At 66.2% G+C, this 18,831-nt stretch carries 13 protein-coding genes and 1 tRNA gene; 3 read left to right on the forward strand and 11 right to left on the reverse strand.

Annotated features, from left to right (window positions below; translation table 11 throughout):
* Positions 1-25 precede the first annotated feature (25 nt).
* Together JOF48_RS18220 and JOF48_RS18225 are read left to right on the forward strand one after the other, a co-directional pair.
* Positions 26-1,225: an IS110 family RNA-guided transposase gene (locus tag JOF48_RS18220; RefSeq protein WP_245346602.1), complete on the forward strand. Its 1,200-nt coding sequence runs from the start codon at positions 26-28 to the stop codon at positions 1,223-1,225.
* A 179-nt stretch (positions 1,226-1,404) separates the two neighbouring features.
* Positions 1,405-2,559: an IS1249 family transposase gene (locus tag JOF48_RS18225; protein ID WP_209683318.1), complete on the forward strand. Its 1,155-nt coding sequence runs from the start codon at positions 1,405-1,407 to the stop codon at positions 2,557-2,559.
* 107 nt (positions 2,560-2,666) lie between these two features.
* On the opposite strand, the gene JOF48_RS18230 is transcribed toward JOF48_RS18225, so the two are convergent.
* Positions 2,667-2,747 (reverse strand) — tRNA-Leu (locus JOF48_RS18230).
* A gap of 179 nt (positions 2,748-2,926) precedes the next feature.
* Here JOF48_RS18230 and JOF48_RS18235 point away from each other — a divergent pair.
* Positions 2,927-3,529 carry an ANTAR domain-containing response regulator gene (locus JOF48_RS18235; RefSeq protein ID WP_209683321.1) on the forward strand — a complete coding sequence of 201 codons (603 nt, stop codon included), beginning with the start codon at positions 2,927-2,929 and terminating at the stop codon, positions 3,527-3,529.
* A 240-nt stretch (positions 3,530-3,769) separates the two neighbouring features.
* On the opposite strand, the gene pyk is transcribed toward JOF48_RS18235, so the two are convergent.
* From pyk to JOF48_RS18285, 10 genes are all read right to left on the reverse strand, one after another.
* The gene (gene pyk, locus JOF48_RS18240; RefSeq protein WP_209683325.1) at positions 3,770-5,257 is read right to left on the reverse strand and encodes a pyruvate kinase; all 1,488 of its coding nucleotides are present in this window, start codon (positions 5,255-5,257) and stop codon (positions 3,770-3,772) included.
* A 68-nt stretch (positions 5,258-5,325) separates the two neighbouring features.
* A complete protein-coding gene (locus tag JOF48_RS18245) occupies positions 5,326-6,792 on the reverse strand; it encodes a glutamate synthase subunit beta (RefSeq protein WP_209683328.1) in 1,467 nt (488 codons plus the stop codon).
* The gene (gene gltB / locus JOF48_RS18250) at positions 6,785-11,341 is read right to left on the reverse strand and encodes a glutamate synthase large subunit (protein WP_209684754.1); all 4,557 of its coding nucleotides are present in this window, start codon (positions 11,339-11,341) and stop codon (positions 6,785-6,787) included. Before gltB ends, JOF48_RS18245 begins: the two co-directional genes overlap by 8 nt.
* Positions 11,342-11,990: 649 nt before the next feature.
* Entirely contained in the window at positions 11,991-13,040 is a 1,050-nt protein-coding gene (lgt, locus tag JOF48_RS18255; RefSeq protein WP_209683331.1) for a prolipoprotein diacylglyceryl transferase, read from the reverse strand.
* An 8-nt stretch (positions 13,041-13,048) separates the two neighbouring features.
* Positions 13,049-13,876 carry a tryptophan synthase subunit alpha gene (trpA, locus tag JOF48_RS18260; protein WP_209683334.1) on the reverse strand — a complete coding sequence of 276 codons (828 nt, stop codon included), beginning with the start codon at positions 13,874-13,876 and terminating at the stop codon, positions 13,049-13,051.
* Complete coding sequence (trpB, locus tag JOF48_RS18265) at positions 13,869-15,296, reverse strand: tryptophan synthase subunit beta (protein WP_209683337.1); 1,428 nt, start codon at positions 15,294-15,296, stop codon at positions 13,869-13,871. Before trpB ends, trpA begins: the two co-directional genes overlap by 8 nt.
* Before the next feature lie 132 nt (positions 15,297-15,428).
* A complete protein-coding gene (gene trpC / locus JOF48_RS18270) occupies positions 15,429-16,244 on the reverse strand; it encodes an indole-3-glycerol phosphate synthase TrpC (RefSeq protein ID WP_209683339.1) in 816 nt (271 codons plus the stop codon).
* 2 nt (positions 16,245-16,246) lie between these two features.
* Positions 16,247-16,522 (reverse strand): HGxxPAAW family protein, encoded by a 276-nt coding sequence (locus tag JOF48_RS18275; protein ID WP_209683342.1) that lies wholly within the window; start codon positions 16,520-16,522, stop codon positions 16,247-16,249.
* A 98-nt stretch (positions 16,523-16,620) separates the two neighbouring features.
* Positions 16,621-17,262: a Trp biosynthesis-associated membrane protein gene (locus JOF48_RS18280; RefSeq protein WP_209683347.1), complete on the reverse strand. Its 642-nt coding sequence runs from the start codon at positions 17,260-17,262 to the stop codon at positions 16,621-16,623.
* On the reverse strand, positions 17,259-18,827 hold the full coding sequence (locus JOF48_RS18285) for an anthranilate synthase component I (RefSeq protein WP_209683350.1): 1,569 nt from the start codon (positions 18,825-18,827) through the stop codon (positions 17,259-17,261). The genes JOF48_RS18280 and JOF48_RS18285 overlap by 4 nt, the downstream gene beginning before the upstream one ends.
* Positions 18,828-18,831 lie beyond the last annotated feature (4 nt).

Here is an 18,831-nt window from a genome sequence, read left to right on the forward strand (position 1 = left end):
GGACTAGATTTCTGGGAGGTTTACGTTGATCAACAACCATGACGAAGTCGATATCTTCATCGGTATTGACGTCGGAAAGAGCAATCACCACGCGGTCGCTATTGACCGGGCAGGCAAGAAAATCCTGGACCGGGCGCTGCCTCAGGACGAGGCGAAGATCCGGGCGATCATCCAGGCCGTGGCTGGGAAAGGCACCGTGCTGCTCGTCGTTGACCAGCCCTCGACCATCGGGGCGCTGCCGGTGGCCGTGGCCCGTGCCGAGGGCATCATGGTCGGCTACATTCCCGGCTTGGCCATGCGTCGCATCGCGGACCTGCACCCGGGAGAGGCGAAGACCGACGCCCGGGATGCTGCCATTATTGCCGAGGCAGCCAGGTCGTTGCCGCACACGCTGCGTTCGATCGCCCTGGCTGATGAGCAGGCCGCGGAACTGTCCATGCTCTGTGGTTTCGATGATGATCTGGCCAAGCAGGCCACCGCGACCTCGAACCGGATCCGGGGCCTGCTCACCCAGATCCACCCGGCCCTGGAACGGGTTATCGGCGGCCATCTGGACCACCCGGCCATGGCCGAGTTGCTGATCAAATACCCCTCCCCGGAGAAGATCCATAACGCCGGGCAAACCCGGGTCAGGACGCTGTTGACCAAGTACGCTCCGCGGGGCGGGAAACCCTGGTCTGCGGACATCTTCGCCGCCCTGAGCGAGCAGACAGTGACCGTGCCCGGGAGCGGTTCAGCCGGGATCGTGCTGGCCCAACTCGCCGCGATGCTCAAGCAGCTGCGCACTGCCCGCAATGAACTGCTGACACAGATCGAAGCTCTGGTGGAGGCCCACCCTCTTCACGAGGTCCTGACCTCCATGCCGGCCGTCGGTGTCAGGACCGCAGCACGCATCATCACCGAAGTCGCCGGCAAAGAATTCCAATCCTCCGGGCACCTGGCCTCCTACGCCGGCCTCGCCCCGGTCACCTGGCGCTCCGGGACCTCGATCCGCGGCGACCACCCCTCAAGGAAAGGCAACAAAACCCTGAAACGGGCGTTCTTCCTCTCCGCGTTCGCCGCGCTCAAAGACCCGCTCTCACGCGCCTACTACGACCGGAAACGCGCCGAGGGCAAACGGCACAACCAGGCCCTGATCGCCCTCGCCAGACGCCGCTGCGACGTCCTGTTCGCGATGCTCCGCGACGGCACCCTCTACGACGCCCCAACACCCAAAGCCACATAACCACCAACGACTACCCGCCGGACGAATCACCCCGCCGGCCACCCCAGCCTGCCCAAAAACACGCTCCCAAACTCTTTCGAAAAAGTGGGTTAGCGGCCAGAATGTGTGTATGAAAAGTGGCTTTTGGCCAGTAATCATATGGGATGCAGGGCCCTGTACATGCTTTGAAAGCATGTACGGTGACAGTTCCCAAGAATCACCCCAGGTGTGGTGTATGTACTAAGAAGCTCGTAAAGAATGGCAAGACCAGCGCGGGAAGAACTAGGTGGCGGTGCAAGTCCTGTGGTGCTTCCAGCACCCAGTCACGTGTCGATGTCAGCAAGAAAGCAGAGTTCACAGCGTTCCTGTCCTGGATCACCGGCAAGGACCGTCAGGAAGCCCATGCAGGCTCCGCACGCACCTTTAGGCGTCAGAGTGCCTGGTGCTGGACGGTGTCCCCTACAGCCGTCGTGAGCGGCGAAATACACCCCCAGATCATGCTTGACGGAACGTACTTCAACGACTGGTGCGTGCTGGTCGCCTACACCGGCAACCACGTCATCGCCTGGCAGTGGTGCGACAGAGAAAAGAATGCGTCCTGGTCTGCCCTGCTGCAACAAATCCCGGCACCTGCGGTCGCGATCGTTGACGGGCACAAAGGCCTGGAAAGTGCGCTGCGCGAGCACTGGCCAGAGACGAAGGTGCAACGGTGTCTTTTTCATATCCAGCAGAACATTCGAACACACCTCACGATGCGCCCAAACCTCGATGCCGGCAAGGAATTACTGGCACTAGCCAAGGCCCTGACACCGATCCAAGACCTTGACCAAGCCGCTGTCTGGGCCGGGGAATTCGCTTCCTGGGAAGCACGCTGGGAGTCCTTCTTGAAGACCCGAACCTACGCGAAGAAGAACGGCGAGAGGCCCTCCCATATCGGCACGAACCAGCAATGGTGGTTTACACATCTACGCCTGCGTCGGGCCCGCGGAACACTGGCCACGGTATTGAAAAATGGGCACCTGTTCACTTGGCTCACCGCCGCCACCAACGAGCACAAGATCGACCGCACCACCAGCCCCTTGGAAGGCGGAATCAATGCCGGTCTCAAGCACCTTCTACGCGATCACCGTGGTCTCACCGACGACCACGCCAAACGAGCCGTTGACTGGTACCTCTACCTCCACAGCGAGTCTCCGAAAGACCCCTGGACGTTCGTGAAACCCAGCCACTGGCAGCCCCAAAGAAAACAAAGCACAACCATCGAAGAGCCCATCGGGCCAGCCCTCTACGACACAGCCTTCAGCCCCGAAGACGGGAACGGAATCCAACAAGGATGGGGCGGAAGAAGCCGATGACACCCCCGGGCCATACACACATTCTGGCCGCTAACCCTGCGAAGTCACGGTGCAGGCGCTTAAACACGAAAACCCCCTGTCACCAGGAGGTTCCCGCACGAAAAAAGTACCCGAGGTGGGACTCGAACCCACACACCTTTCGATACTGCATTTTGAGTGCAGCGCGTCTACCATTCCGCCACTCGGGCCCCTGCAACACGGCCACAACGGCCTCCGTTACAAAGATCACGCTCTCATTATGGAATCTCTTCTCAACGAGTGCGCGGAACAACTCTACATGCATATAGGCTGTTTTGTAGAACCGAAGCCCGCCATGGGCATGATTTTTGCAAAATGTGGTGCACCTCACCCTTACAAGGAGTTACCTGTGTCTGAACAAACGGATTCCACCCCCACGTCCCCCGCACGCCGCGTCATCGTTGCCGAGGATGAGACCCTGATCCGTTTGGACATCATGGAGATCCTGCGCGGCGAAGGCTACGACGTCGTGGGCGAGGCCGACAACGGCGAAAAGGCCGTGGAGCTCGCGAAGGAGCTGCGCCCCGACCTGGTCCTCATGGACGTCAAGATGCCCGTCATGGACGGCATCACTGCCGCGGAGCACATCGTCAAGGCCCGCATCGCCCCCGTGGTGCTGCTGACCGCCTTCAGCCAAAAGGAACTCGTGGAGCGTGCCCGCGACGCCGGCGCCATGGCCTACGTGGTCAAGCCCTTCACCCCCGCCGACCTCATCCCGGCCCTGGAGATTGCACTTTCCCGCCACGAGGAAATCAAGGCCCTTGAGGACGAGGTTTCCGACCTCCAGGAGCAGTTCGCCACCCGCAAGCTCGTGGAGCGCGCCAAGTCCCTGCTGACCACCAAGATGGGCCTCACCGAGCCCGAGGCGTTCCGCTGGATCCAGAAGACCTCCATGGACCGCCGCCTGAGCATGCGCGAAGTTGCCGAGACCATCATCAACCAGGTCAACTAGGACTAACGCCGAACACTAAATGAAGCCGATCGTGCTTTCTGAGCCCGGGATTCCGGGATCAGAAAGCGGGATCGGCTTCATTTTTGCCCAGAGCCCTTAAAGCACGACGGCGGCACCCGCCCAACGCGTCAAGCGAAAGGCAGGTGCCGCCGTCGTTGTCTAACGAAGGTGCCGGGACCACGCGCCCGAGGCCCCAAGGCCCGGACGCGCGAGCGTCCGGGCCTTGGGAGAGTGCGTGGATCAGTCAGTGGGCCAGGGACCGATCTTTTCGCGGGTGGCGCCGCCGCCAACTCCGGCCTTGCCGAGGTCGGCGAGGTCGCCCACCTTGTGCACCTTGACCAGGTTGGTGGAGCCGGCCTGTCCGGGAGGGGAACCGGCGGCGATGACGACGAGGTCGCCCTCGTTTACGACGCCCTTTTCCAGCAGCGCGGTGTCGACCTGCTCCGTCATGGCGTCCGTGTGGGCGACCATGGGGACCAGGACGGGCTCGATGCCCCAGGCGAGGGCGAGCTGGTTGCGCACGCGCTCATCCGGGGTGAAGGCGAAGACGTGCTTGGCCGGGCGCAGGCGTGAGAGGCGGTGTGCCGAGTCGCCGGACTGCGTGAACGTGGCGATGTACTTGGCGTCCAGCTGGTTGGCGATCTGCACGGCAGCTGCCGTGATGACGCCGCCACGGGTCTTCGGATCGGAGGTGAGCTTCGGGATCAGCTTCATGCCGGCCTCGGACTCAGCGGCCTCGATGATGCGTGCCATGGTCTGCACGGTCACGATCGGGAACGCACCGACACTGGTCTCGCCGGAGAGCATGACTGCATCCGCACCGTCGAGGACGGCGTTGGCGCAGTCGGAAGCCTCGGCGCGGGTGGGGCGCGGGTTCTCGATCATGGATTCGAGCACCTGCGTGGCCACGATGACCGGCTTGGCCCAGCGGCGTGCCAGCTCGACACAGCGCTTCTGCACCAGCGGGACGTCTTCCAGCGGAAGCTCAACGCCGAGGTCGCCACGGGCAACCATGATGGCGTCGAAGGCGTCAACGATGGCCTCGAGGTTTTCGACGGCCTGCGGCTTCTCGATCTTGGCGATGACCGGCACGCGGCGGCCTTCTTCGTCCATGATCTCGTGGACGCGGGTGATGTCGGCGGCGTCGCGCACGAAGGACAGCGCGACAAGGTCGACGCCGCAGCCCAGGGACCAGCGCAGGTCCTCCTCATCCTTTTCGCTCAGGGCGGGGACGTTCACGGCAACGCCGGGGAGGTTGATGCCCTTGTTGTTGGACACCTTGCCGGGGACGGTCACCTCGGTGACCACCTTGACGTCGTCGACCGCGGTGGCGCGGACGGAAACCTTGCCGTCGTCAATGAGCATGATGTCGCCGACCTTGACGTCCTCGGTGAGGGACTTCAGGGTGGTGGAGCAGATGTCCTTGGTGCCGGGGACGTCTTCGGTGGTGATGGTGAAGACATCGCCCACGGCCAGGTCGTAGCCTACGTCGTTGGCGAAGCGGCCCAGGCGGATCTTGGGGCCCTGCAAGTCAGCCATGATGGCGACGGGCTTGCCAAGCGCCTCGGCGGCCTTGCGCACGTTATCGTATGTGTTCTGGTGCACGGTGTAGTCACCGTGGCTCATGTTCATGCGGGCTACGTTGACGCCCGCTTCCAGTACCGCAAGTGTGTTTTCATAGCTGGCGATAGCCGGCCCGAAAGTCGCAACAATCTTTGCGCGTCTCAATGTACCTACCTAGTGTGTGGTTTTCAGCATAAAACTTTGGTGCCCCCAGACAGCCTATCGTCTACAGGCTAGACACTGATAGCCGATTCACTGGGTGAGACGGGGGCGGGGAGAAATGTTTCGCCCATCAGGAACTTGTCCACCGCCGCGGCACAGGCCCGCCCTTCCGCAATGGCCCACACAATCAGCGACTGGCCGCGGCCTGCATCCCCGGCGGCAAAGACCCCTTCACGGTCCGTCATGTAATGGCCGTCACGGTTAACATTTCCGCGGGCATCGAGGCTGACGGGCAGCTGGTGGGTCAGTTCCGCCGTTTCCGGACCGGTAAAGCCGAGCGCCAGGAACACCAGGTCCGCCGGGATGGTCCGCTCCGTGCCCTCCTTCGGCACGCGCCGGCCGTCCACATATTCTGTCTCGGCAATGACCAGCCCGGTCAGCACGCCGTCCTCGCCCAGGAACTCCACGGTGGAGGCCAGGTAGCTCCGCTCGCCGCCCTCTTCGTGGGCACTGGCCACCTCAAACAAGTTCGGGAAAGTGGGCCACGGCTGGTTGGCCGTGCGCTCCAGCGGCGGCTGGGTGCCGATCGCCAGCGTCGTCACGGAGGCAGCGTGCTGGCGGTGGGCCGTGCCAAGGCAGTCAGCACCGGTGTCGCCGCCGCCCAGGATGACCACATGCTTGCCGGCCGCATCAATCCGGCCCGGACCTGCGCCGTCGAACGTGTCACCGGCGACGGCGCGGTTGGCCTGCACCAGGTAGTCCATGGCGAAGTGGACGCCGGACAGGGCACGGCCCGGGATGGGGAGGTCGCGCGGGACGGTCGCGCCGGTGCAGACCACGACGGCGTCATAGCGGCGCCGCAGCTGGTCCCAGCTGATGTCGCGGCCCACGTCGACGCCGGTGCGGAAGCGGGTGCCCTCGGCCTCCATCTGAGCGATGCGCCGGTCAATGCTTTCCTTCTCCAGCTTGAAGTCGGGGATGCCGTAGCGCAGGAGCCCGCCGATCCGGTCGTCGCGTTCATAGACGGCCACGGTGTGCCCGGTGCGGGTGAGCTGCTGGGCGGCCGCCAGCCCGGCCGGGCCTGAGCCGACGACGGCGACCGTCTTGCCGGTGAGCCGCGCCGGGGGCAGCGGGTGCACCCAGTCCTGGTTGAACGCCTCGTCGATGATGGAAACCTCCACCTGCTTGATGGTGACGGCGGGCTGGTTGATGGACAGCACGCAGGCGCTCTCACACGGGGCGGGGCACAGCCGGCCGGTCCATTCCGGGAAGTTGTTGGTGGAGTGCAGGCGCTCCGCCGCCTCCTCGCCCTTGTCGCGCCAGGTGAGGTCGTTCCATTCGGGGATCAGGTTGCCCAGCGGGCAGCCCTGGTGGCAGAACGGCACGCCGCAGTCCATGCAGCGCCCGGCCTGGGACTTCAGGATGCCCTTCTCCTGCGCCTCATAGACTTCCTTCCAGTCCATGATGCGCACCGGGACGGGGCGACGCTTTTGGGTGATGCGTTCCCTGTTGTTCAAAAAGCCGTGCGGATCAGCCACCGGTGACCTCCAAAATTTTCTGCCAGGCGGCTGCACCGTCCGGGTCCTCTCCCAGCCCGGCTGATGCCAGGCGGGTTTCCAATACTGCCGCGTAGTCGCGGGGCAAAACCTTGGTGAAGCGGGCTGCGGCGGCGGGGAAGCCGGCCAGCAGCGCACGTGCCGCCGCCGAGTCCGTCTCCTCGGCGTGCCGGGCCAGCAGTGAGCCGAGAATGTCGGTGTCTGCGCCGTCGAGCGCCAGCAGGGACAGCTCCCCGGAGTCCAGCGCGGCCTTGTTCAGCTGGCGCGGGTCAAGGTCCAGGACGTAGGCGGTGCCGCCGGACATGCCGGCTGCAAAGTTGCGGCCGATGGGCCCGAGGATGAGCGCGGTCCCGCCGGTCATGTACTCGCAGCCGTGGTCGCCGATCCCCTCCACCACGGCGGTGGCGCCGGAGTTGCGGACCAGGAAGCGCTCCCCCACGAGGCCGTTGAGGAACATCTCCCCGCTGGTGGCACCGTATCCGATCACGTTGCCGGCAATCACGTTGGTTCCGGCATCGAGGGCGCTGCCGCGGGGCGGGCGGACCGTGATGCGGCCGCCGGAGAGGCCCTTGCCCACGTAGTCGTTGGCCTCTCCGAGCAGGCGCAGCGTGATGCCGGCCGGCATGAACGCGCCGAGCGACTGGCCGGCCTGGCCCTCGAGGGTGACGTCGATGGTGTCCGGGCCCAGCAGTTCCGTGCCGAAGGTGCGGGTCACGTGGTAGCCGAGCATGGTGCCCACCGAACGGTCGGTGTTGACCACCGGCAGGCTGATTTTTACGGGCGTGCGGGCGTTCAGGGCCTCGGCGGACATGGCCAGCAGCTGCTGGTCGAAGTGCTTCTCAAGCTCGTGGTTCTGGCGGGTGAGGTTGCGCACCGGCGCATCGGCCGGGACGCCGGCGTCGGAGAGGATGGGCGTCAGGTCCAGGCCCGCCGTCTTCCAGTGGTCCACGGCGGCGGCCAGCTCCAGCACCTCGCTGTGGCCGATCGCCTCCTCCAGGCTGCGGAAGCCCAGTTCCGCGAGCAGTTCCCGCACTTCCTGCGCCAGGAACTCGAAGAAGTTGACCACAAACTCGGGCTTGCCGGTGAAGCGGCTGCGCAGCTCGGGGTTCTGGGTGGCCACGCCCACGGGGCAGGTGTCCAGGTGGCAGACTCGCATCATGACGCAGCCGGACACCACCAGGGGTGCGGTGGCGAAGCCGTATTCCTCGGCACCGAGCAGCGCGGCGATGACCACGTCGCGCCCGGTCTTGAGCTGTCCGTCAACCTGGACCACGACGCGTTCGCGCAGCCCGTTCAGGCGCAGGGTCTGCTGGGTCTCTGCGAGCCCGAGCTCCCAGGGCATGCCCGCGTGCTTGAGCGAGTTGAGCGGGCTGGCGCCGGTGCCGCCGTCGTGCCCGGAAACGAGTACGACGTCGGCCTTGGCCTTGGTCACTCCCGCCGCCACGGTGCCGATCCCCAGTTCGGAGACGAGCTTGACGTGGACGCGTGCTTCGGGGTTGGCGCGCTTGCAGTCGTGGATCAGCTGGGCCAGGTCCTCGATGGAATAGATGTCATGGTGCGGGGGCGGGGAGATGAGCCCGACGCCGGGTGTGGAGTGGCGGGTTTCGGCGATCCACGGGTACACCTTCTTGGCCATGAGCTGCCCGCCCTCCCCCGGCTTGGCGCCCTGTGCCATCTTGATCTGGATGTCCTGGGCGTTGCTCAGGTACAGGCTCGTGACGCCGAAGCGGCCGGAGGCGACCTGCTTGATGGCGCTGCGCCGCTCCGGGTCGAGGAGGCGGTCAACATCCTCGCCGCCCTCACCAGTGTTGGACTTGGCGCCCAGCCGGTTCATGGCGATGGCCAGGGTCTGGTGGGCCTCCTGCGAGATGGATCCGTAGCTCATGGCGCCGGTGGAGAAGCGCTTGACGATGGTGGACACCGGCTCCACTTCCTCCAACGGCACCGGTGCGCGGTCCTTGAACCCCAGCAGCCCGCGGAAGGTGTTGAGCTTCTCTGACTGGTCGTTGACGCCGTCGCTGTACTTCTTGAAGATGTCGTAGCGGCGTTCCCGCGTGGCGTGCTGCAGGCGGAACACCGTGTCCGGGTTGAACAGGTGCGGCTCGCCGTCCCGGCGCCACTGGTACTCGCCGCCACCAAGGAGCGGGCGATGGGGGACGTCGACGCCGTCCACGGGGTAGGCGTTCTGGTGCCGGGCCGCGACCTCGGCCGCGATGACGTCCAGGCCCACGCCGCCCAGCTGTGAGGCCGTGCCGGTGAAGTACTGGTTGATGAATCCCTGGGACAGGCCCAGCGCCTCAAAGGTCTGTGCGCCGCAGTAGGAGGACACGGTGGAGATGCCCATCTTGGACATGATTTTCAGCACGCCCTTGCCCAGGCCCTTGATGAGGTTGTGGACGGCCTCCTCCGCGGAGACGCCGGTGACATCGCCGGTGCGGACCAGCTCCTCCACGGATTCCATGGCCAGGTAGGGGTTCACTGCCGCGGCACCGTAGCCCACCAGGACCGCCACATGGTGGACTTCCCGGACGTCCCCGGCCTCCACGACGAGCGAGACCTTGGTGCGGTTGGCGCTGCGCAGCAAGTGGTGGTGGACGGCGCTGAGCAGCAGCAGCGACGGAATCGGGGCCCAGGCTGCGGAGGAGTCGCGGTCCGAGAGCACAATGTACTGCACGCCGCGGTTGATCGCGCCGGAGACCTGCTCACAGATTTCGCCCAGCCGGGCACGCAGGGCGGGCTCACCGCCGTCGAGCTTGTACAGGCCGCGCACCTTCATGGCGATGCGCTCCCCGCCGGAGCCGTCCGGCAGGAACGGGCTTTCCATGTTGGCGATCTTGGCGAGGTCGTCGTTGTCGATGACGGGGAAGGTCAGCGCGAGCTGCGGCGCCTTGACCTTGCTGCGCGAGAGCAGGTTGCCCTGGGGACCGATGGTGGTGTTGAGCGAGGTGACAAGTTCCTCGCGGATGGCGTCCAACGGCGGGTTCGTGACCTGCGCGAACTGCTGGACGAAGTAGTCGAAGAGCAGGCGCGGGCGCTTGGACAGCACGGCCACCGGGGTGTCGGTGCCCATGGCACCCAGCGGCTCGGCACCGGTCTTGGCCATGGGGCCGAGCAGGATCTTCAGCTCCTCGGTGGTGTAGCCGAAGGTGCGCTGGCGGTGCAGCACGGAGGCAGTGGTGTGCACAATGTGCTCGCGTTCGGGCAGTTCGGCGAGGCGGAGTGTGTTCTCGCGGGCCCAGTCGGCGTACGGGTTCGCCGAGGAGGCCTGTGCCTTGATGTCGGAGTCGCTGACGAGCTCGCCCTTGTCCGTGTCAACCAGGAACATTGTTCCGGGAGCGACGCGGCCCTTCTCCACGATGGATTCCGGGGCCAGGTCCAGCACGCCGACCTCGGAGGCGAGGACGACAAGGCCGTCGTCGGTGACCCAGTAGCGGGCGGGGCGCAGGCCGTTGCGGTCCAGGGTGGCGCCGACGAGCGTGCCGTCCGTGAACGAGACTGCGGCGGGGCCGTCCCAGGGCTCCATCATGAGCGAGTGGTATTCGTAGAACGCCCTGCGGGCCGGGTCCATGGTGGCGTGGTTTTCCCAGGCCTCGGGGATCATCATCATAATGGCCTCGGTCATGGGGCGCCCGGACAGCCAGAGCAGTTCGGCGACTTCGTCAAAGGAGGCCGAGTCCGATGCCCCCGGGGTGCAGATGGGGAACAGCTCTTCCGGGGTGTCGCCCAACAGGGCGTGGGACATGGTGGACTGGCGGGCCCGCATCCAGTTGCGGTTGCCCTTGACCGTGTTGATTTCGCCGTTGTGGGCGATGGTGCGGAACGGCTGGGCCAGCGGCCAGGACGGGAAGGTGTTGGTGGAGAAGCGTGAGTGCACCACGGCGAGCTTGGTGGCGAAGCGGTCGTCGGAGAGGTCCGGGTAGAACGGCTCCAGCTGGGCCGTGGTCACCATGCCCTTGTAGACAATGGTCTTGGAGGAGAACGACGGGAAGTAGACGCCAAGCTTCTGCTGGGCCCGCTTGCGCAGGCGGAAGGCCTTGCGGTCAAGCTCGTTGGCCTGCTTCGTCTCCAAGACTTGGGCGCCATTGTGCAAAGACACGAAGAGTTGGCTGAAGTGCGGCATGCACGCCTCGGCGGCGGCACCCACGAGGCCGTGGGTCACAGGGACTTCCCGCCAGCCCAGGACGGTCAGGCCTTCGCTTTCCGCGAGTGATTCCAGGCCTGCCCTTGCGGCCGCCTGTTCCTGCGGGTCTGCGGGGAGGAAAGCGGTTCCGGCGGCGTAGTGCCCCTGGGCCGGCAGCTCGAAGCCCGCCACGGCGCGGAAGAACGCGTCGGGAATCTGGATCAGGATTCCGGCGCCGTCGCCGGTGCCCTCATCGGCCCCCACCGCGCCGCGGTGTTCCAACCGGCGCAGGGCAATGAGCGCCTGAGTCACGATGTCGTGCCCGGCCGAGCCGCGCAGTGTGGCCACGATGGCCAGGCCGCAGGCGTCCTTTTCATTTTCCGGCTGGTACAGCCCGGCCTGGTCAGGCATGGCGGCGAAGCGCCTGAATGGCGAGATGGCCTCGGCTGCCTCTGGAATCTGGTGGGAGCCACGTGCATTGTTCAGTGTCACGACGTGTGAGTCCTTCCCCGTGGATGAGCGATTGGTGGGGACGACGCTGGCCCGGACGGTGGGGGGCGGATCCCGCCCAACGTAATCGGCGAACAGGCAGTTCACCGTGCACTTGCACAATAGAGAGCGGGTCGATGGACCCTCCGTTTTGCGCAGCGGTTTTTACTATATAGCCGTGCGCGGGACCGAAATATGCAATTCTCATTATTTGACACGATATGCAAGAACAGTAATATTAAAAGTTTTCAGCGGCACAAGCTGCTCCTCAGATGTCCACAGCACGGGCCTGCCGCGGCTCCCGCCCCAACGCCAGAGTCCGTGCCCAGCTGCCACCGGTCCGGCGTGAACTTATGCGGACTATCCGCGGGTCAGCCATGCGCATGACTCCTTATGCGCAAGCGCGGGCCGGGGATCCTGCGCATAAGTTCGGAACGGCTCAAGGGACCGCACGGCGCGAGGGACCGCGGGCAGGGATGCCTGCTGAAGCGGGCGCTTAAACAAGAAGTCCCCGGCCCTGCCGCCACGGTGTGTGGGGGCAGGGCCGGGGACTTCCAGTTGCGGGGACCGCCTACGCGCCGGGGCCGGAGTCCTTGGCATCGTCGCTGGCGGCATCCGAGGCACCGGCCTTGGCACCTCCAGCCGCGGCAGCGTCACTGTCCCTGGCCACGGCCTCACTCTTCGCCGGCGTGCTGACGGAAGATTCACCGTCGCCCGCCTGCGCAGCAGCCAGGGCCGGTTCACGGCCGGGGAGGTAGACGGACTCGTCGTCCTTGCCGCGGCGCAGGATGCCAATCGCGATGAATGCGGCAAGCGCCCCGACGAACACCAGGATGCTGGTCCACACGTTCAGGCGGGCGGTGATGCCCAGGAGGGTGATCTGCTCGGCGGCGTCGATGCGCAGCATCTCGATCCACACACGGCCCGCCGTGTAAATCATGGCGTAGAGCAGGAACAGGCGCCCGCTGCGCAGGCGGAACCTGCGGTCCACGAGGAGCAGCACAACAACGCCGAGGAGGTTCCAGATGCACTCATACAGGAAGGTCGGGTGGAAGAGGGTCTCGGTGCCGTATCCGGCCGGGACAAACTCGGGTGAGACGCTCAGGCCCCAGGGCAGCGTGGTGGGGCCGCCAAAGAGTTCCTGGTTGAAGTAGTTGCCCCAGCGGCCGATGGCCTGGGCCAGCAGGATGCCGGGGGCGGCAGCGTCGATGAACGCCGAGATCCGCACGTTTGCGCGGCGGCAGCCGATCCAGGCGCCGAGGACGCCCAGTACGACGGCGCCCCAGATGCCCAGCCCGCCGAGCCAGATCTGCGGGATGAGCGACAGGTCGCCGGTGCCGTCAAAGCCGGGGCCAAAGTACGCGTCCGGCGAGGAGAACACGTGGTAGAGCCGCCCGCCGACGATGCCGAAGGGGATGGCCCAGATGGCGATGTCCCAGATGGAACCCTCGGGCCCGCCGCGGCGGGACCAGCGGCGGTCCGTCAGCCAGATCGCCGCGATGATGCCCAGCAGGATGCACAGGGCGTAGGCATGGATGCGCAGCGGCCCGATGTCGAATCCGGACCAGGCGGGGGCCGGAATTGCGGCAGCGACGCTGCCGGCCAGGGCCTGCGGTGCCATCAGCCCAATCACAGGGCGGCACCGGCGGCAGGGGCGTCAAAGCCCGTGCTGAGTTCCTTTGCCAGGGCGCCGACGGCGGGAACCCCGCCGTCGCGCAGGGCCGCCACGAGGGCGGTGCCGACGATGACGCCGTCGGCGTAGGCTGCGATCTCCCGGACGTGCTCCGGGCGGGAGACGCCCAGTCCCACGCAGGCACGCTCGGCTCCCGCGTTGTGGGCGGCGGCCACGACGGCTTCGGCGGCGCTGGACACGGAGGTCCGGGCGCCGGTGACGCCCATGATGGAGACGGCGTAGACGAAGCCGCGGGTGGCCTCAACGGTCATGGCCACGCGTTCCGGCGTGGAGGATGGCGCCACGAGGAAGACACGGTCCAGGCCGTACTTGTCGGAGGCGGCAAACCATTCGGCTGCCTCGTCGGGGATGAGGTCCGGGGTGATGAGCCCGGCTCCCCCGGCTTCGGCCAGACGGCGGGAGAATTCATCGACGCCCATGCGCATGACGGGGTTCCAGTACGTCATGACCATGACGGCGGCGTCGGTCTCGGCCGTGATGGCGGCGACGATGTCAAAGACGTCGGAGACGTGGAAGCCATTGGCCAGGGCCGCGGTGGTGGCGGCCTGGATGACGGAGCCGTCCATGACGGGGTCCGAGTACGGGATGCCGATCTCGATGATGTCGGCACCGTTGCGTGCCACGGCGATGGCGGCGTCGATCGAGGCCTGCTTGTCCGGGAAGCCCGCGGGCAGGTAGGCGATGAGCGCCTTCCGCCCGGCTGCCTTGGCCCGGTCAATGGCCGCGGCGGACTTGCTCACGACTGCTCCTGTGGTCTCACTCATTGCTGGCGTCCTCCGCGTTGATGTCCATGTCCTCGGTGGCACCGGCTCCGTGGGCGGCACCCTTGGCGCTGCGGGTCGAGAGCATGGTGCCCTTGACGTTGCCGTCCTCATCCAGCAGGCCAAACCAGTCGGCAGCCGTCTGCACGTCCTTGTCGCCGCGGCCGGACAGGTTCACAATGATGACCTTGTCCGACGGCGTGGACGTACCTTCCGTGAGCCGGCGGCCCACCTTGAGCGCCCCCGCCAGTGCATGGGAGGACTCGATGGCGGGGATGATGCCCTCGGTGCGGCAGAGCAGCTTGAAGGCGTCCATCGCCTCGGCGTCGGTGATGGGCTCGTACGTGACGCGGCCAATGTCGTTCAGGTAGGCGTGCTCCGGGCCGACACCGGGGTAGTCCAGGCCGGCGGAAATCGAGTGGGACTCGATGGTCTGGCCGTCGTCGTCCTGCATAAGGTAGGAGCGGGCACCGTGGAGCACGCCGGGGCGGCCCAGCGTGATGGTGGCGGCGTGGCGGCCGGTGTCAACGCCGTCTCCGCCTGCCTCGAAGCCGTAGATCTTCACGGAGGGGTCGTCCAGGAAGCCGTGGAACAGGCCGATGGCGTTGGAGCCGCCGCCGATGCAGGCGCACACGGCGTCGGGCAGGCGGCCGATCTGCTCGATGATCTGTCCGCGGGCCTCTTCGCCGATGACTTCGTGGAAGAAGCGCACCATGGCCGGGAACGGGTGGGCGCCGGCGGCGGTGCCGAGCAGGTAGTGGGTGTTCTCGACGTTGGCAACCCAGTCGCGCAGGGCGTCGTTGATGGCGTCCTTGAGCGTCTGGGAACCGTTGGTTACGGGCACCACGGTGGCGCCGAGCAGCTGCATGCGGGCCACGTTCAGCGCCTGGCGGCGGCAGTCCTCGGCACCCATGTACACCACGCATTCCAGGCCGAGCAGCGCCGCAGCCGTGGCACTGGCAACACCGTGCTGGCCTGCGCCGGTCTCGGCGATGACACGGGTCTTGCCCATGCGCTTGGCCAGGAGTGCCTGGCCAAGGACGTTGTTGATCTTGTGCGATCCGGTGTGGTTCAGGTCCTCGCGCTTGAGGAACACGCGGGCGCCGCCTGCGTGTTCGCTGAAGCGCTTGGCCTCGGTCAGCAGCGACGGGCGGCCGGAGTAGTTCTTGTTCAGCTCGGCGATCTCGGCCAGGAACTCCGGGTCCACCTTGGCTTTTTCAAAGGTGTCTTCAAGTTCATCCAGGGCGGCGATCAGCGATTCCGGCATCCAGCGGCCGCCGTAGCTGCCAAAGTACGGTCCGGGGGCGTGGCGCAGGGAATGCTCCACATCCGGGTCTGCAGGGGCGCCGCCCTGCAGGAAAGCTGTTGCCGGATCCACCATGTCGGCGGGATCTTGTGACGAAGCTGCTGGCATGTCAGCCATCAGTTCCACCGTCCTGTTCCTTGGATAGTTGTGCACTGTTAATCAATGGGCGGCGGACCCGCCAGGGGCCCGCCGCCACGCACAGTGCCGTGTGCAAAAAAGTTTCCTTGGCCGCCGGGGCGGCCCCGGCGCCTACCGTGCGCTGATGGCCACCGCGCCGGCAGTCTTGAACGCAGCGATCCGCTCGCGCGGGGTTGCGTCCTTCACGAGGGCCTCCCCCACCAGGATGGCGTGGGCCCCATGGGCGCTGTAGTGCTCGACGTCGGCGACGTCGCGGACACCTGATTCCGCCACCACCACGGGACCTGCCGGGATGTTGCCGGCCAGTGCGGCAAAGACGCCGCGGTCCACGTCGAGTGTCTTCAGGTTGCGGACGTTGATGCCGATGATGCGGGCACCGACTGCCACGGCCCGCTCAATCTCTTCCGCCGTGTGGGTTTCCACGACGGCGTTCATGCCCAGCTCATGCGTCAGGGCCAGGTACTGCGCCAGTTCGGCGTCAGTCAGCGACGCCACGATCAGCAGCACGAGGTCCGCGCCATGGGCCCGGGCCTCCCAGATCATGTAGGGATCGCAGGTGAAGTCCTTGCGCAGCACCGGGATGTCGACGGCGGCGCGCACGGCGTCAAGGTCTGCGAGCGAGCCGCTGAAGCGGCGCTCCTCGGTGAGGACACTGATGACAGAGGCACCGCCGTCGCGGTATTGCTGCGCCAGCTGCGCCGGGTCGGCAATGCCGGCGAGGTCGCCCTTGGAGGGGCTGCGGCGCTTGACCTCGGCAATGACCATCAGTTCCCGGCGGTCATCGGAAGGCCCGCCCAGCGCTGCCCAGGCGTCGAGCGCCGGGGCCGTGTGCTTGACGCGTTCCTGCAGCTCTGCCAGGCTGACCAGCTGCTGCCGGGCGGCCATGTCGTCACGGACGCCGTCAACAATGTCCTGCAATACGCTCACGCTCAGTGGCCGTTGCTCTTCAGCTTGCTGCCGCCCACGCCGTAGCCGGCAGCCTTCAGGACCGGTCCCAGGATGACGCCGACCAGGATGACGCCCACGCCGATCCAGAACAGGGTGGTGGCGCTCTCGCCGATGAGGAAGGCGATGCAGCCAATGACCACACCAACCAGCATGACGGTGACGCTGGTCCACGCCGCCGGGCTGTTTCCGTGCCCCAGTTCGATGCTGTGGTCGATGGGTTCCTGCACGGATACCTGTGCGGGCGAATTGTTGCTCATGGTAAAACTCCCTATTTAACGCGGATACTAAAAATACATTCTGCCATTAGTTGCCCATGGAAGCCGAAAGCGGCGCACCTTGGGACATCCGGCTGCGGCTAGTCCGTGGGGTCCTCGCCGCGGCTGAGCTGGTCCCAGCTGTCGATGTCGTCCACCGGACCCGTCTTTTGTGTCGGTGTACCGGTCTTGGCGGCATCATATTTGGTGCGCACATTCCAGCCGCGCCCAAACCACAGCAGCGCCAGGGCAGCCAGGGCCAGCACGGCCGCAGCTGCGATGGCGAGCACCGGGAACACTGTCACGGTGGCGTCCGAGGCCTGCCCGTCGATGCCGGTTGCCGCGCCCACCTCGGAGGCTGCTGCAGCCACCGGGTCCGCCAGCACCCCGGCCACGACGGCGATGATGCCCACCGCGCTGAGGAAGACGACGGCGCTGGTGATGATGCGTGCGATTTTTCCGGCAATGGTGGTGGCGAGGGATCCCGCCAGCGCCACCAGGGCCAGCGCGGAGACGGCCACCGCCGCCTTGCTGCCAGGGATGTCCAGGTCGCTCTGTGCCACCTCGCTGGGGCCTATGGCGACGTGGATCCAGGTCTGCGTGGTGGTGCCGAACACGGCCAGGGCGGCGAGGACCGCGACCATGACAAGCGTCGACTTGCGCTGCCAGCGCGGCGGGGCGGCGGCGCTGCTGTGGGGGGTTCCGGCGTCAGGAAGGTCCCGGCCCGGCTGCTCGGTGCTCATGGCTGTGTTCCCGCATTCTGCCCGGTGGCAACATCTTCGAGGGCGCGCAGCGATGCTGCCGCGTAGACGGCCCGCAGGGGTGCGGCCGCCTTGTTGACTGTTTCTTCCGCCTCGGTCTCGTTCACCGAGTCTGCCACAATCCCGCCACCGGCCTGCACATACGCGCGGCCGTTGCGCAGCAGTGCGGAGCGGATGGCGATGGCCATGTCCATGTCGCCGGCAAAGTCCAGGTAGCCCACCACGCCGCCGTAGATGCCGCGGCGGTGGGGTTCCAGCTCGTCCAGCAGGCTCAGGGCGCGCGGTTTTGGGGCACCGGAGAGGGTTCCGGCGGGGAAGGTTGCGGCGAGGACGTCGTACGCCTTCTTGTCAGGGCTGAGCGTGCCCACCACGGTGGAGACCAGGTGCATGATGTGGCTGAAGCGCTCGACCTCCATGAACTGCGTGACGTCCACGGTGCCGGGTTCGCAGACCTTGGAGAGGTCGTTGCGGGAAAGGTCCACGAGCATCAGGTGCTCGGAGCGTTCCTTCTCATCCGCCAGCAGGTCCTTCGCCAGCCACTTGTCGTCCTCCGTGGTGCCGCCGCGCGGGCGGGATCCGGCAATGGGGTGCGTGATGACCTCGTTGCCGAGCACCGTGACGAGGGCCTCCGGGGAGGAACCGACGATGGAGTAGGGCCGGCCGGCCGCGTCCTCAAAGCTGAACAGGTACATGTAAGGGCTGGGGTTGGTGTTGCGCAGCACCCGGTACACGTCCAGGGCGGAGGCCTCGCACGCCATCTCAAAGCGGCGCGAAACCACCACCTGGAACACCTCGCCGTCAACAATGGCAACCTTGGCTGCGTCCAGCGCCTTCAGGTACTCATTGCGGTCCCAGCGTTCCTGGACACTCTCGGCAAAGCTCGCAGCGGGCACCTCAACAACGGACATGGGCTGCGCCACGGGAACCTGCAGCTGGGCCACCATGGCCTGGACGCGGGCGACGGCATCGTGCCAGGCGCCGTCCACGTTTTCGTCGGTTCCATTGGCGTTGACGGCGTTGGCGATGAGCAGCACCGTGCCCTCATTGTTGTCGTGCACGGCCATGTCGGCCACCAGGTTCAGTGCCAGTTCCGGCAGCTGGAGGTCGTCCTCCGGCGGGGACGGCAGCTTCTCCCAGTGGCGCACGGCCTCCCAGCCCACAAAGCCGACGAGGCCGGAGGTGAACGGCGGCAGGCCCTCAAACCGTTCCGTGGCCAGCAGCTTCAGCGTCGCCTCCATGGCATCCACGGGGTTCCCGGCGAGGGGAACGCCTATGGGGGGTGCCCCTTGCCAGAACGTCACGCCGTCGTCCGTGGTGAGCGTGGCGCTGGACCGGACGCCGATGAAGGAATAGCGGGACCAGACACCGCCCACGGCAGCCGATTCCATCAGGAAGGTGCCCGGCGCCCCGGCGGCGAGTGAACGGTAGAGGCCGATCGGCGTTTGCGCGTCGGCGAGAACCTTCAGGTGGACCGGGATGACCCTGCGGGTGCGGGCGAGTTCGCGGAACTCGTCAAGGGAGGGGCTGATGACGCCTAGATCTTGCATGGAA

It is taken from the genome of Arthrobacter stackebrandtii (assembly GCF_017876675.1).
GTDB lineage: Bacteria > Actinomycetota > Actinomycetes > Actinomycetales > Micrococcaceae > Specibacter > Specibacter stackebrandtii.

Coding starts and splice junctions, on each gene's coding strand:
- gltB (WP_209684754.1), bottom strand. CDS start 11,341: ATGCCTGACCAGGCCGGGCTGTACCAGCCGGAAAATGAAAAGGACGCC.
- lgt (WP_209683331.1), bottom strand. CDS start 13,040: ATGGCACCGCAGGCCCTGGCCGGCAGCGTCGCTGCCGCAATTCCGGCC.
- trpA (WP_209683334.1), bottom strand. CDS start 13,876: ATGAGTGAGACCACAGGAGCAGTCGTGAGCAAGTCCGCCGCGGCCATT.
- trpB (WP_209683337.1), bottom strand. CDS start 15,296: ATGGCTGACATGCCAGCAGCTTCGTCACAAGATCCCGCCGACATGGTG.
- JOF48_RS18275 (WP_209683342.1), bottom strand. CDS start 16,522: ATGAGCAACAATTCGCCCGCACAGGTATCCGTGCAGGAACCCATCGAC.
- JOF48_RS18280 (WP_209683347.1), bottom strand. CDS start 17,262: ATGAGCACCGAGCAGCCGGGCCGGGACCTTCCTGACGCCGGAACCCCC.
- JOF48_RS18285 (WP_209683350.1), bottom strand. CDS start 18,827: ATGCAAGATCTAGGCGTCATCAGCCCCTCCCTTGACGAGTTCCGCGAA.